The organism is Gymnodinialimonas sp. (genome assembly GCF_059726805.1).
Genome location: NZ_AP041059.1, coordinates 1070307 through 1082941, shown reverse-complemented (window position 1 = coordinate 1082941; position 12635 = coordinate 1070307). Strand labels below are relative to the sequence as shown.

General features: G+C 64.5%; 11 protein-coding genes. 8 read left to right on the top strand and 3 right to left on the bottom strand.

All coding sequences use genetic code 11. The features are described from left to right. Window positions 1-21 precede the first annotated feature (21 nt). Complete coding sequence (locus tag AC6I9R_RS05335) at window positions 22-1182, top strand: sensor histidine kinase (protein WP_461427787.1); 1161 nt, start codon at window positions 22-24, stop codon at window positions 1180-1182. A gap of 136 nt (window positions 1183-1318) precedes the next feature. On the opposite strand, the gene AC6I9R_RS05330 is transcribed toward AC6I9R_RS05335, so the two are convergent. The 3 genes from AC6I9R_RS05330 to AC6I9R_RS05320 all read right to left on the bottom strand — a co-directional run bounded on the left by AC6I9R_RS05330 (window position 1319) and on the right by AC6I9R_RS05320 (window position 4007). Next, complete coding sequence (locus AC6I9R_RS05330) at window positions 1319-1753, bottom strand: DUF1801 domain-containing protein (RefSeq protein ID WP_461427786.1); 435 nt, start codon at window positions 1751-1753, stop codon at window positions 1319-1321. Between the two features lie 71 nt (window positions 1754-1824). Then, a complete protein-coding gene (locus AC6I9R_RS05325; protein ID WP_461427826.1) occupies window positions 1825-3351 on the bottom strand; it encodes a cryptochrome/photolyase family protein in 1527 nt (508 codons plus the stop codon). Next, window positions 3348-4007, bottom strand: coding sequence for an SDR family NAD(P)-dependent oxidoreductase (locus AC6I9R_RS05320; protein ID WP_461427785.1), 660 nt, complete (start codon window positions 4005-4007; stop codon window positions 3348-3350). Before AC6I9R_RS05320 ends, AC6I9R_RS05325 begins: the two co-directional genes overlap by 4 nt. 247 nt (window positions 4008-4254) lie before the next feature. Between AC6I9R_RS05320 and AC6I9R_RS05315 the strand changes: the two genes are divergently transcribed. The 7 genes from AC6I9R_RS05315 to AC6I9R_RS05285 all read left to right on the top strand — a co-directional run bounded on the left by AC6I9R_RS05315 (window position 4255) and on the right by AC6I9R_RS05285 (window position 12585). Next, window positions 4255-5814: a 2-isopropylmalate synthase gene (locus tag AC6I9R_RS05315; RefSeq protein WP_461427784.1), complete on the top strand. Its 1560-nt coding sequence runs from the start codon at window positions 4255-4257 to the stop codon at window positions 5812-5814. 165 nt (window positions 5815-5979) lie between these two features. Further along, window positions 5980-7020, top strand: a complete 1041-nt coding sequence (locus AC6I9R_RS05310) for a rod shape-determining protein (protein ID WP_068359039.1) — start codon at window positions 5980-5982, stop codon at window positions 7018-7020. Between the two features lie 48 nt (window positions 7021-7068). Further along, the gene (mreC, locus tag AC6I9R_RS05305; RefSeq protein WP_461427783.1) at window positions 7069-8013 is read left to right on the top strand and encodes a rod shape-determining protein MreC; all 945 of its coding nucleotides are present in this window, start codon (window positions 7069-7071) and stop codon (window positions 8011-8013) included. Continuing rightward, the gene (locus tag AC6I9R_RS05300) at window positions 8010-8537 is read left to right on the top strand and encodes a rod shape-determining protein MreD (RefSeq protein WP_461427782.1); all 528 of its coding nucleotides are present in this window, start codon (window positions 8010-8012) and stop codon (window positions 8535-8537) included. Before mreC ends, AC6I9R_RS05300 begins: the two co-directional genes overlap by 4 nt. 15 nt (window positions 8538-8552) lie before the next feature. Beyond that, window positions 8553-10502: a penicillin-binding protein 2 gene (gene mrdA / locus AC6I9R_RS05295; RefSeq protein ID WP_461427781.1), complete on the top strand. Its 1950-nt coding sequence runs from the start codon at window positions 8553-8555 to the stop codon at window positions 10500-10502. Next, on the top strand, window positions 10499-11638 hold the full coding sequence (gene rodA / locus AC6I9R_RS05290) for a rod shape-determining protein RodA (protein ID WP_461427780.1): 1140 nt from the start codon (window positions 10499-10501) through the stop codon (window positions 11636-11638). Before mrdA ends, rodA begins: the two co-directional genes overlap by 4 nt. A gap of 5 nt (window positions 11639-11643) precedes the next feature. Continuing rightward, window positions 11644-12585, top strand: a complete 942-nt coding sequence (locus tag AC6I9R_RS05285; RefSeq protein ID WP_461427779.1) for a 2-hydroxyacid dehydrogenase — start codon at window positions 11644-11646, stop codon at window positions 12583-12585. The last annotated feature ends 50 nt before the right edge of the window (window positions 12586-12635 follow it).

Here is a 12635-nt window from a genome sequence, read left to right as displayed (position 1 = left end):
TGCAATGTAGCGAGTATGTCGATGATCCAGAGTACCGAAGCAGACCGCGCCATGGAGCGGTTGATCCGCTGGACGGACGGCATCGACCTGCCGATGTTCGTGCTGATCCTGCTGCCTGACGACCGACTGGAGTATGTGCATGCCAATGCAGCCCTCGGGCGCGTCGCCGATATGCCGACCTCGATCTTCCCCGGACGCATCGCGACAGAGATCTTTCCGACCCGCATGGCCGAGCGACTGGACGCCAATTATCGCCAGTGTTTGCGGACGGACACGCCCTTTTCGTATGAAGAATGCCTGATGCTGGATGGGCGGGAAACCTGGTGGCAAACCACGCTGTCGAAGCCCGCGGGTTTCGATGGCAACGTCGTTTTGGGGGTCGCCTCGACGCTTACCGAAGCCAAGGACCGTGAATTTGCCGCCGCCAATGCGCTGGCCGACATGACGGAACGGTTTGACGAATTGCGCCTGTTCTCGACGATGGCCGCCCATGATGCGCGCGGGCCCCTGGCCACCGTGTCCAGTCTGATTGACCTGATCCTTGAGGATTTTGAGGATATGGGCGACGGTAAGGCGGACCTGTTGCAATTGGTGTCCAACACGGCCGCGGAGGCGCTGGCGCAGATCTCTGCCACTCTGGAGCGCGCGCGCACGTTGGAGACCGGGGAAGAGGTGCGCAAAGCGATCGACCTGGGGCGCCTCTGCGGCGACATCGCCGCGATGGTGGACCCGGAAATGCATCTGGCGATTGATCTGCCCCAGACCCATGTCGAATGCGATGAGGTGATGGTGCAGATGGGGGTACGCAACCTGATGTCGAATGCGGCCCGGTTTTGCGAGCACCACATCACGGTTCAGGTGTCCGAGGATCGCGCGCGCGGCATGCTGATGATCGAAGTGGCCGATGATGGCCCCGGCCTGCCCGACGGCATGACCTTGCAGGACCTGACCAAGAAGGGCGAGGCGCGCAAGGGCGTCCATGGCTTCGGGCTCAGCGCCATCGCGAAACTGGTCAACAGCCGGGGCGGCACCTTCGAAGTCGTGCCCGCCGACGCGGACGACGACATGCCGGGGGCGCGGTTTCGGATCGTGCTGCCCGGGAGCATCCTGGGAAGTGGCATGAGCGGGTTGGCCCCGCGCGGCGCGGCGATGGACGGCGCGGTGCCGGTGACGGCCGTCTAGGAGTGTCGGGTCGGGCGCGCAAGGAGCGTGCGCCAGCGGGAAAGACGCGGGGAGCGTATCGGGTTAGATGACCGGGCCGAAAAGGACTGGCATCGGTGACAGCCCGGTGGACGAAAGGCGCCGTCACGGAGGAAGCCTATTCCGGATGCACCGGCCAAAGCACATCCAGGTCGCGCAAACCAGAGCGGATGATCTCTTCCAGCACCGCCAAATCAATATCCGCCAGTTTGTTCACATAGAGGCACGAGACCGCTTTCTTGTGCTTCCCCAAACGCGCCAGCATCTCTCCATAGTCCGCGTAGCCCGGCATGATATGGATCGACAGGTTGGCCTTGCGCGGACTGAACCCCGTGGCCAGAAAAGATCCACGACGACCCGATTTATAGGTGTAGTCGTACCGCCCGTAACCCACCAACGACGGGCCCCACATCCGCGGTCTGAACCCGCTCACACGTTGGAACAGCGCGTCCAAGGCCAGGCCGTCGGCGCGCCGCGTCGGGTGTTCGACGGCCTCCAGAAAGGCAGTCACATCGGCGTCGGTGGCCTGTGTTTTGTTTTCACTCTGCGCCACGGGCTGGACCTTTTCGCCATGCGGAAGTCCATCCCCCCATAGCAGATTGCAGGGTCTTTCGAAACCGAGCCCTAGACCCGCGCGCCGCTGTCCAACTTTTCCAGAAAGGCCTCGGCGCTCGCCAGCGTTTCGGCGCGCTTGGCTTCATCCATCCGCGCAAAGGTCCGGTACATCTGCGCCATGCGGGGGTTCTTCGCAAAGCGATCCTCGTGACGCATCAGAAAATGCCAGTAGAGCGCGTTGAACGGGCAGGCCCCCTCGCCGGTTTTCTCCTTCACCGAATAGGCGCAGGATTTGCAGTAGTCCGACATCTTGTTGATGTAGTTGCCGCCCGAGACGTAGGGCTTGGAGCCAACCACCCCGCCATCGGCAAACTGGCTCATGCCGATGACGTTGGGCGCCTCGACCCATTCGTAGGCATCGGCATAGACGGCCAGATACCATTCGTGCACCTCATGCGGGTCGATGCCCGCCAGAAGCGCGAAGTTGCCCGTGACCATCAGGCGCTGAATGTGGTGGGCGTAGGCCTCTTCCCGCGTCTGGGTGATGGCCTCGGACAGGCACAACATGTCCGTGTCGCCGGACCAATAGAAATCCGGGAGCTTGCGTGTGTGGTCCAACGTGTTGCGCGACGTGTATTCCGGCCCCTCCAGGAAATAGATCCCGCGCATGTATTCGCGCCAGCCGATGATCTGGCGGATGAAGCCCTCCACGGCGTTCAGCGGGGCGTGGCCGTTTTTGTATGCCTGTTCCGCCGCGTCACAAACCTCGCGCCAGCCCAGAAGACCGGCATTGAGGTACATGGAGATGATCGAGTGATAGAGGAAGCGTTCCCCCTTCATCATCGCATCCTGGAAATCGCCGAAATTCGGCAGGGCCGTCTTGACCCAATGGGCCAGCGCGCGGCGCGCTTGGCCGCTGTCGGTGGCGAACCAGAAAGGCGTCAGGTCGCCGAAGTTATTGTCGAACCGGGACGCCACGAGGGACAGCACCTCTTCCGTCGTCTCGTCCGGCGTAAAATGCATCGGCGCCGCGTCCACGCCGCCCGGCGGCGGCTTGCGGTTGTCGTGGTCGTAGTTCCACTTGCCACCCTCTGGCTTGTCGCCGTCCATCAAGAGGCCGGTCTTGCGGCGCATCTCTCGGTAGAACCACTCCATCCGCAGCTCTTTGCGGCCCTCGGCCCAGTCGGCAAACTCGGCGTGGGAGCAGAGGAACCGGTCGTCCGGGAATTGGTGGACGGGGATCGGCATGTCTTCGAGCGCCGCGATCAGACGGAACTCGCCGGGCTCGGTGGCCAGCACCTCCTCGGCTGACGCCTCCTCGCAGCGGCGCAGAAGTTCGCCGGGGATGGAGCCCGCGTTTTCCGCGTCATCCAGCCTGGTGTAGTGGACGTTCCATCCGTCGGCGCGCAGGGTCTCGGCGAATTTGCGCATGGCGGCGAAGAGGAAGGCGATCTTCTTGGGGTGGTGCGGGACGTAGCTCGCCTCCGTCGCAACCTCGGCCATCAGGACGATGTCACGGGCTTTATCCGCCTCGCGCAGCGCGGCGATGTCAGGCGACAGCTGGTCCCCCAGGATCAGGACGATACGAGGCTTCACCACGGGATCGTCGCGCCTGAATAGTCGACAAATCCGCCGGTGTGATCCAGCCGCTCCATCACGTCACAGAGCATTTTTGCAGTGTCCGAGGCGGGCACGGTCTTATGGGTCGCGGCGTAATCCGCCGTGAAGGGTGTGGCGACAGTGCCGGGGTGCATCGCGGTGACGAGGGCATCCTTGTGGGTGCGCTTGAGTTCCACCGACGCGCCCCGGATCAGCATGTTGGCCGCCGCCTTGGAGGCGCGGTAGCTGTGCCAGCCGCCGATCCGGTTGTCGCCGATGGAACCGACCCGCGCCGTCAGGATCGCCGTCACTGAACGGCCCTGTTTCGGCAGCAGGCGCGGCAGGTGGCGCAGGATATTGGCGGTGCCCATGGTGTTGACGGCGAAGACATTGGCCATGGTGTGGGCGTCGATGGCGGAAAGCTGCTTTTCCGGCACCGCGCCGGGCGGGGCGAGGATACCCGTGGCAACGAAAACGGTCTGGAAGGTGCGGTCTAGGCCGCCCAGGATGCGATCCACGCAATCGGCATCGGTCACGTCCAACCCGTCGCCGGACCGAGACAGCGCTGTGACACTGCCGCCGCGCGCTCGCATCTCGGCCACCATCGCCTGCCCGATCCCGCCGGACGCGCCTATCACCAATGCTTCAATCATGGAGGGCGACGTAGATGCGCGCCCGCCGCGGTCAACGGTGCGGCCGCAATTTGGGGGTTTTCAAACGGGTCCGCTTCGGTCATTTATGCCCCATGACCTCGCACCCACATATCGCATGTTCGACGGCACGCCTGCCGTCCGCGCTGCTTGGTCTCCTCCTCCTTAGCCGCCTCTGAGCGTGCCATTTGGCGCGACCGCTCAGGGGAGAGAACGCGCCGGAGACACCTCAACGCTAAGGACACCCGATATGACTTCTGACAACCGTGTATTGATTTTTGACACCACCCTGCGCGATGGCGAGCAATCGCCGGGCGCGACCATGAGCCATGATGAGAAGCTGGAGATCGCCGGGCTGCTCGATGAAATGGGCGTGGATATCATCGAGGCAGGCTTCCCGATCGCTTCCGAAGGCGATTTCGCCGCGGTGAGCGAGATCGCGAAGAACGCCGTGAAATCCACGATCTGCGGGCTGGCGCGGGCCAACTTCAAGGACATCGACCGTGCGTGGGAGGCCGTGAAGCACGCGAAATCCCCCCGCATCCACACCTTCATCGGCACCTCGCCCCAGCACCGGGCGATCCCGAACCTGACGATGGACGAAATGGCCGACCGCATCCACGAGACGGTCACCCATGCCCGCAACCTCTGCGATAACGTCCAATGGTCGCCGATGGATGCGACAAGGACGGAGTGGGAGTATCTGGCCCGCACCGTGGAAATCGCGATCAAGGCGGGCGCCACGACGATCAACATCCCCGACACCTGCGGCTACACGGCGCCTGTGGAAAGCGCAGACCTGATCCGCCGCCTGATCGCCGAGGTCCCCGGCGCCGATGAGATCATCTTTGCCACCCATTGCCACAACGATCTGGGCATGGCGACGGCGAACTCTTTGGCTGCGGTCGCAGGCGGCGCGCGGCAGATCGAGTGCACGATCAACGGCTTGGGCGAACGCGCGGGCAACACCGCGCTGGAAGAAGTCGTGATGGCCATGAAGGTCCGCAATGACATCATGCCCTACACCACCCAGATCGACTCGACCAAGATCATGCACCTCAGCCGCCGCGTGGCGACTGTCTCGGGCTTCAACGTGCAGCCCAACAAGGCCATCGTGGGCAAGAACGCCTTTGCCCATGAGTCCGGCATACACCAGGACGGCATGCTGAAATCCGCCGATACGTTCGAGATCATGCGGCCCGAAGATGTGGGCCTGTCCGAGACGAACATCGTCATGGGCAAGCACTCGGGCCGCGCGGCGTTGCGGAGCAAGCTGAAAGACCTGGGCTATGACATGGCCGACAATCAGCTCAACGACCTGTTCGTGCGGTTCAAGGCGCTGGCGGACCGCAAGAAAGAGGTCTTCGATGACGATCTGATCGCGCTGGTGACGGATGCGGGATCGGATGGCGAAGGGCACCTGGAGGTCAAATTCCTGCGGGTGATCTGCGGGACCGAGGCGCCGCAATCGGCAGACCTGACATTGCGCGTGGGCGACGCGGACCAACAGGCGACCGCCCAGGGCGATGGCCCTGTGGATGCCGCGTTCAATGCCGTGAAGGCGATCTACCCCAACGAGGCCGCCTTGCAGCTCTACCAGGTGAGCGCCGTGACCGAGGGCATGGACGCCCAGGCGACCGTGACGGTGCGGGTCGAGGAAGACGGGCGGATTGCCACGGGCCAGTCGGCGGATACCGACACGGTCGTGGCCAGCGTGAAGGCCTACGTCAATGCGCTCAACCGCCTGATCGTGCGCCGCGAGAAGACCGGCGGCGACGTGCGCGAGGTCAGCTATAAGGACGTGAGTTGACGACTTGCGCTGGAAGGGTTTTCGAAAACCCTTTGCAGAGCCTTCCAAGGCTCTGCGCCCGGCCCCTTGCGGCTCGGGGGGGGCAAGGGCTATATGCCCCGAGTCTCTGGTGGGCGCTCTCGCAACGGGGGCGCTCCGACATTTTCGATGGAACGGACCGCGCCCATGGTCGGATTTTTTAGCAACCTTTTCTCGTCTGACATGGCGATTGACCTCGGGACGGCGAACACGCTGGTCTATGTGCGGGGCCGTGGTGTCATCCTGAACGAGCCGTCGGTGGTGGCCTATCAGGTCAAGGACGGCGTCAAGAAAGCGTTGGCGTTCGGGGAAGATGCCAAGCTGATGCTCGGGCGGACGCCCGGCTCCATTCAGGCCATCCGGCCCATGCGCGACGGGGTGATCGCAGACTTTGATGTCGCCGAAGAGATGATCAAACACTTCATCTCCAAGGTCCACTCTCGCCATACCTTCACCAAGCCCAAGATTATTGTCTGTGTGCCCCATGGTGCGACGCCGGTGGAGAAACGCGCCATTCGCCAATCGGTTCTGGGGGCGGGTGCGCGCAAAGCGGGCCTGATCGCGGAGCCCATCGCAGCCGCCATCGGCGCGGGAATGCCGATCACGGATCCCACAGGCTCGATGGTCGTGGACATCGGCGGTGGTACGACCGAGGTGGCCGTGCTGTCGCTCGCCGACATCGTCTACGCCCGCTCCGTGCGCGTGGGTGGTGACCGGATGGACGACGCGATCATCAGCTATCTGCGCCGCCAGCATAACCTGCTGATCGGGGAAGCCACGGCGGAGCGGATCAAAACCTCCATCGGCACCGCGCGGATGCCCGATGACGGGCGCGGCGCGTCGATGCGCATCCGGGGCCGTGACCTTTTGAACGGCGTGCCCAAGGAAACCGAGATTTCCCAGGCACAGGTGGCCGAAGCGCTGGCCGAGCCGGTCCAGCAAATCTGCGAGGCCGTCATGGGCGCGCTGGAAGCCACGCCCCCTGATCTGGCGGCAGACATCGTGGACCGGGGCGTCATGCTTACCGGGGGCGGCGCGCTGCTGGGGGAACTGGACCTGGCGTTGCGTGAACAGACCGGGCTCGCCATCTCCGTGGCCGACGAAAGCCTCAACTGCGTGGCGCTCGGCACCGGCAAAGCATTGGAGTATGAGAATCTCCTGCGCCATGCGATAGATTACGACAGCTAATCTAACCCCCACGTTGTGCCGGAAGGCACGGGCCCCAGGGAGTGCCACATGGCACGGGACAACTACGACGACAGCTATTCCAGACCCGTCCGGCGCTTGCTGTTGGCGGTGCTCGTGCTGTTTTTGCTGTCTCTTGTGCTGGTCTGGCGGATCGACAACCCCCGGGTCGAGCGTATCCGCGCCGCCGTCATCGACCGTTACGTGCCCAATATGGAATGGGTGATGGCGCCCGTCAGCGGCATCGCCCGCATGGCCGAGGATTTCCAGAGCTACGCGCGCCTTTTCGAGCAAAATCAGGAGCTTCGGCGAGAATTGCAGCAAATGCGCGCCTGGCGCGAGGCGGCGCTGCAGTTGGAGCAGGAAAACGCGCGCCTCTTGGACCTGAACCGTGTGCAGCTGGACCCGGAGCTGACGTTTGTGACCGGCATCGTGCTGGCCGACAGCGGGTCGCCCTTCCGCCGCTCGGTCCTGTTGAATGTGGGTGCGCGCGACGGGATCCTTGACGGATGGGCCACGATGGACGGGCTTGGCGTCGTGGGCCGGATCTCGGGCGTGGGCGACCGCACCAGCCGCGTCCTGCTCCTGACCGATGCGGCCAGCCGCATACCGGTGACGATCCTGCCCTCGGGGCAGCAGGCGCTTTTGATGGGCGACAATACCGGCACGCCGCTGCTGGATTTCATCGACGACGCCCAGGACGTGGCGGCGGGCGACCGCATCGTGACCTCCGGCGACGGGGGCCTGTTTCCGCCAGATCTCTTGGTGGGCCAGGTCGTTTTCACCTCGGACGGGCGGATGCGGGGGCGGCTGTCTGCCGACCTGCAACGCCTCAGCTTCATGCGGGTGATGCGCAGCCACCCCGGCACCACGCTGGAAAGCCCCGCAGACCTGATCGGCCCTCCCTGGCCCCCTGAGGGCATGCGTTTAGATGAGGACGGCGGGCTGATCCCGCTGGAGTCGGCCCGCGCACCTGCCCCAGTGGCAACCGAATGAGCGCGCTGTCCGCCCGCCATATCTGGACCTATCGCGCGGTCTTCCTGGGCCTCTGCCTCGGTGTGATCACCCTGAAACTGCTGCCCCTCAACCTGGCCGCAGGCGGCATCCCCGGCCCCGATCTACTGGTCCTTCTGACTTTCGCCTGGATGGTCCGTCAGCCCGCGCTGGTGCCCCTTGGCCTGCTACTGGTCGTCTTCCTTCTGGCCGATTTCCTGTTCATGCGCCCGCCGGGCCTTTGGACCGCGCTTCTGCTGATCGCCGCGGAAAGCCTGCGCCGCCGCCGCCTGACGATGACCGAGCTGCCGTTTCTCGTGGAATGGGGCACGGTTGCCGCCCTGATAATGGGCATGGTCCTGCTCAACAGGGTGATCTTGTGGATGCTGCTGGTGGATCTCAATTCACTCGGGCTTACCTTGGCTCATGGGATTGTGACGATTGCGATCTATCCGGTCGTCGTTGCCGTCTCGAAATTCGTGTTCCGAGTCCGTAAACTGGGCCCGACCGAGCTTGAAGCCCTATGAGTCTGCACCCCGCCCATGAAACGCAACGCCAAAGAGATTGAAGACAGCGCCCGCCAGATCGGGCGGCGCTCTCTGATTGTCGGGGGTCTCTTCGGGGGCACGGCAGCGGTATTGGCCGGGCGGATGCGGTATCTGCAGGTGGAACGCGCCGATGACTTCCGGCTGCTGGCCGAAGACAACCGCATCTCCATCCGCGTGATCCCGCCCGAGCGCGGGCTGATCTTTGACCGCGGTGGCGTGCTGCTGGCGGGCAATGAGCCGGTCTACCGGATCACCTTCGTGCGCGAAGATGCCGACGACGTCGACGCGGTGCTGGAACGCCTCAGCCAGATCGTGACGCTGGACATGGCAGCGCTGGAGCGGACCAGGGAAGAGATCTTTGCCGTCCGCCCCTGGGTGCCCGTGACCATCGCCGACCGCATGAGTTGGGAGGAAATGTCCTCGGTCGCCGTCAACGCCCCTGCCCTGCCCGGCGTGAACCCAGAGGTCGGACTGTCGCGCGCCTATCCCATGGGCGCGGATTTCGCCCATGTCGTGGGCTACGTGCGCAACGTGCCCGAGAACTACCGCGAACGCACCGGCGATAGTGACCCGGTCCTCAGCATCCCCGACTTTCAAGTCGGCCTTCTCAACGTCGAGGAAGGGTTGGAGGATAACCTGCGCGGTCGTGCCGGCACCAAGCGGGTCGAAGTCAACGCCAATGGCCGCGTGATGCGCGAGCTGGACCGCGACCCCGCCATCGCGGGCGACGACGTGCAGCTGACCGTCGACGCGGGCCTGCAGAACTACGTCGAGGCGCGGCTGACGGGCGAAAGCGCGGGCGCGGTGGTAATGGACTGCGAAACCGGCGAGATCCTGGCGCTTGCCTCGGCCCCCACCTACGACCCATCGATCTTCACCCGGCCCTTGTCGTCCACGATCTACAACGGCTTGCTGAACGACCCCTACCGACCGCTTGCCAACAAATCGACCCAGGGCCTCTACCCGCCGGGATCGACCTACAAGATGGTCGTGGCCCTCGCCGCCCTCGAAGGCGGCTTCATCACGCCGGAAGAGACGGTAAATTGCCCCGGCCACATGGAGATCGGCAACCGCCGCTTCCACTGCTGGCGGCGGGGCGGGCACGGGCGGATGAACCTGGCCGAAAGCATCAGCCAATCCTGCGACGTCTATTATTACGAGCTGGCCCAAAGGGTCGGGATCGAGAATATCTCCGCCATGGCGATCCGCCTCGGCTGCGGCGTGCGCCACGATCTGCCCCTGTCCAGCATCGCCCAGGGCCTTGCGCCCACGATGGACTGGAAGCGCCGTCGGTTCGAGCAGGACTGGGTCGTCGGCGACACGCTGAACGCCTCCATCGGGCAGGGTTTCGTGCTCTCCTCTCCCCTGCATCTCGCCGTGATGACCGCGCGTCTTGCCTCGGGCAAGGCGCTGGAGCCATCGCTTGTGCGGTCGATCAACGGCGTGCCGCAACGGCGCGGCGACGCGCCTGATCTTGGCGTCAATCCGGACCATCTGGCGCTGATCCACAATGGCATGTGGCGGGTCAACAACCATTCGCGCGGCACCGCCTATCGCAGCCGCGTCATGGGCGATGAGTTCACCATCGCGGGTAAGACCGGCACCAGCCAGGTGCGCAACATCACCGCCGCCGAACGGGCGGCGGGCGTGATCAGCAACGCGGATCTACCCTGGGAACGGCGCGACCACGCGCTCTTTGTCGGCTTCGCGCCCTACGATAATCCGCGCTACGCCGTGTCGGTGATCGTGGAACATGGCGGCGGCGGCTCTGTCGCGGCGGCGCCCATTGGCCGCGACGTGCTCTTGCGCGCCCAACTGGGCGACGTGCCCCCGCCCGAGCTTTATCCCGTCAGCCAGCGCCGCGACATGCAACGGCTGCACGAAAGCCTGCCGATCCTCGAATCCCCCCCCGTCCCTTCCGGCCGGGAGCCTCGGCGCGCATGAGTTTTCTCGAATACCACGTCAAATCCACCCCCACCGGGTGGCGCAAGATCCTGCAGCTGAACTGGGCGCTCGCGATGCTAATCTGCGCCGTGGCCGCCGTCGGGTTCTTGATGCTCTACTCGGTGGCAGGCGGTTCCTTCAGCCCCTGGGCCGAGACCCAGATGCAGCGGTTCGCCATGGGCTTCGTGCTGATGCTGATCGTCGCCATGGTACCGATCTGGTTCTGGCGCAACATGTCGGTGCTGGCCTATATCGTGGCGATCATCCTGCTGTTGTGGGTGGAGTTTTTCGGCGCCACCGGCGGTGGCGCACAGCGCTGGATCGACCTGGGTTTCATGCGGTTGCAACCCTCCGAGATGGCGAAAATCACCGTCGTGATGATGTTGGCGGCCTATTACGACTGGCTTGATCTGGGCAAGGTATCCAACCCGATCTTTGTCGCCATTCCGCTCCTGATCATCGCCCTGCCCGTGGGGCTGACCTTCATCCAGCCAGACCTCGGCACCTCGCTCCTGATCCTCATGGGCGGCGGCGCGGTCATGTTCATGGCCGGCACCCATTGGCTTTATTTCATGTCCGTTATCGGCCTGGGCATCGGCGCGATCAGCGCCGTGTTCGTCAGCCGCGGCACGGGGTGGCAGTTGCTGGCAGACTACCAATATGGGCGGATCGATACCTTCCTCGACCCGTCCTCCGACCCCCTTGGCGACGGCTATCACATCACCCAGTCCCAGATCGCCCTCGGCTCGGGCGGCTGGACCGGGCGCGGCTTCATGCAGGGCACCCAGATCCAGGGCGACTTCCTGCCCGAAAGCCACACCGACTTCATCTTCCCCACCCTGGCCGAGGAATTCGGCTTTGTCGGCGGGGCGTCGCTGCTGCTGCTCTACGTGTTGATCCTGGTGTTCTGCATCGCCACCGCGATGATGGCTCGCGACCGCTACGCGTCGCTTCTGGTGATGGGCGTGGCGGTCACCTTCTTCCTCTACTTTGCACTGAACATGGCAATGGTCATGGGCCTGGCCCCGGTCGTCGGCGTGCCCTTGCCCCTGGTCAGCTACGGCGGGTCGGCCATGTTGGTCCTGATGGCCGCCTTCGGTCTGGTGCAATCGGCCCACGTCCACAGAGCTAGGTAGCCCCCATGACAGCCCCCACGATCCTTTTCGCCGCCAAATCCGAGCGGTGGGTCACCTACGAGCCGCACCTGCGCCGCGCCTTGGCCCAGGCAGGGGTCAGCGACGCGGGCCTCACGACCCAGGCCAATCCAGCCGACGTCGACTACATCGTCTACGCGCCCAATTCCGACGTGCAGGATTTCACCCCCTACACAAGCCTGAAAGCGGTCCTGAACCTCTGGGCGGGTGTGGAGGAGGTGACACATAACGAAACGCTCAAGGCCCCGCTCGCGCGCATGGTGGACGCGGGCCTGACGGAAGGCATGGTGGAATGGTGCGTCGGCCACACGATGCGCCACCACCTCGGCATGGACGCCCACATCCATGGCCAGGACGGCATCTGGCGCAACGGCGCGGTGCCACCGCTCGCGCGCCATCGCGGCATCACGGTCCTGGGCCTCGGCGCCTTGGGCGAGGCCGTGGCCCTAGCGCTGACAGGGCTCGGTTTCCCGGTGGCGGGCTGGTCCCGCTCGGCCAAAGAGATTGCGGGCGTTGAAACGTTCCATGGCACAGACGGCTTGCCCCATGCGCTCGCCACCGCGCAGATCGTGATCCTGCTGCTGCCCGACACGCCCGCCACCGAAAACATCCTGAACGCGCGCAGCCTCGCGCACCTCCCCAAAGGTGCTGTGATCATCAATCCCGGTCGCGGCCCCCTGATCGACGACGACGCGCTTCTCGAAGCGCTCGATACGGGCCACATCGCCCACGCCACCCTGGATGTCTTCCGGCAGGAACCCCTGCCCAAAGATCACCCCTTCTGGGCCCACAAAAGCGTCACCGTGACACCGCACATTGCCTCGGAAACCCGTCCCGACACGGCCTCGCAAGTCATCGCCGAGAACATCCGGCGCGGCGAGACAGGCGCGCCCTTCCTCCACCTCGTCGACCGGGCCTTGGGCTACTAGAGCCCCTATTTCCCCGTTCTTCAAATATCCCGGGGTGTCTGAGGGGCTGG

Coding starts and splice junctions, on each gene's coding strand:
- AC6I9R_RS05335 (WP_461427787.1), top strand. CDS start 22: ATGATCCAGAGTACCGAAGCAGACCGCGCCATGGAGCGGTTGATCCGC.
- AC6I9R_RS05320 (WP_461427785.1), bottom strand. CDS start 4,007: ATGATTGAAGCATTGGTGATAGGCGCGTCCGGCGGGATCGGGCAGGCG.
- AC6I9R_RS05315 (WP_461427784.1), top strand. CDS start 4,255: ATGACTTCTGACAACCGTGTATTGATTTTTGACACCACCCTGCGCGAT.
- AC6I9R_RS05310 (WP_068359039.1), top strand. CDS start 5,980: ATGGTCGGATTTTTTAGCAACCTTTTCTCGTCTGACATGGCGATTGAC.
- mreC (WP_461427783.1), top strand. CDS start 7,069: ATGGCACGGGACAACTACGACGACAGCTATTCCAGACCCGTCCGGCGC.
- AC6I9R_RS05300 (WP_461427782.1), top strand. CDS start 8,010: ATGAGCGCGCTGTCCGCCCGCCATATCTGGACCTATCGCGCGGTCTTC.
- mrdA (WP_461427781.1), top strand. CDS start 8,553: ATGAAACGCAACGCCAAAGAGATTGAAGACAGCGCCCGCCAGATCGGG.
- rodA (WP_461427780.1), top strand. CDS start 10,499: ATGAGTTTTCTCGAATACCACGTCAAATCCACCCCCACCGGGTGGCGC.
- AC6I9R_RS05285 (WP_461427779.1), top strand. CDS start 11,644: ATGACAGCCCCCACGATCCTTTTCGCCGCCAAATCCGAGCGGTGGGTC.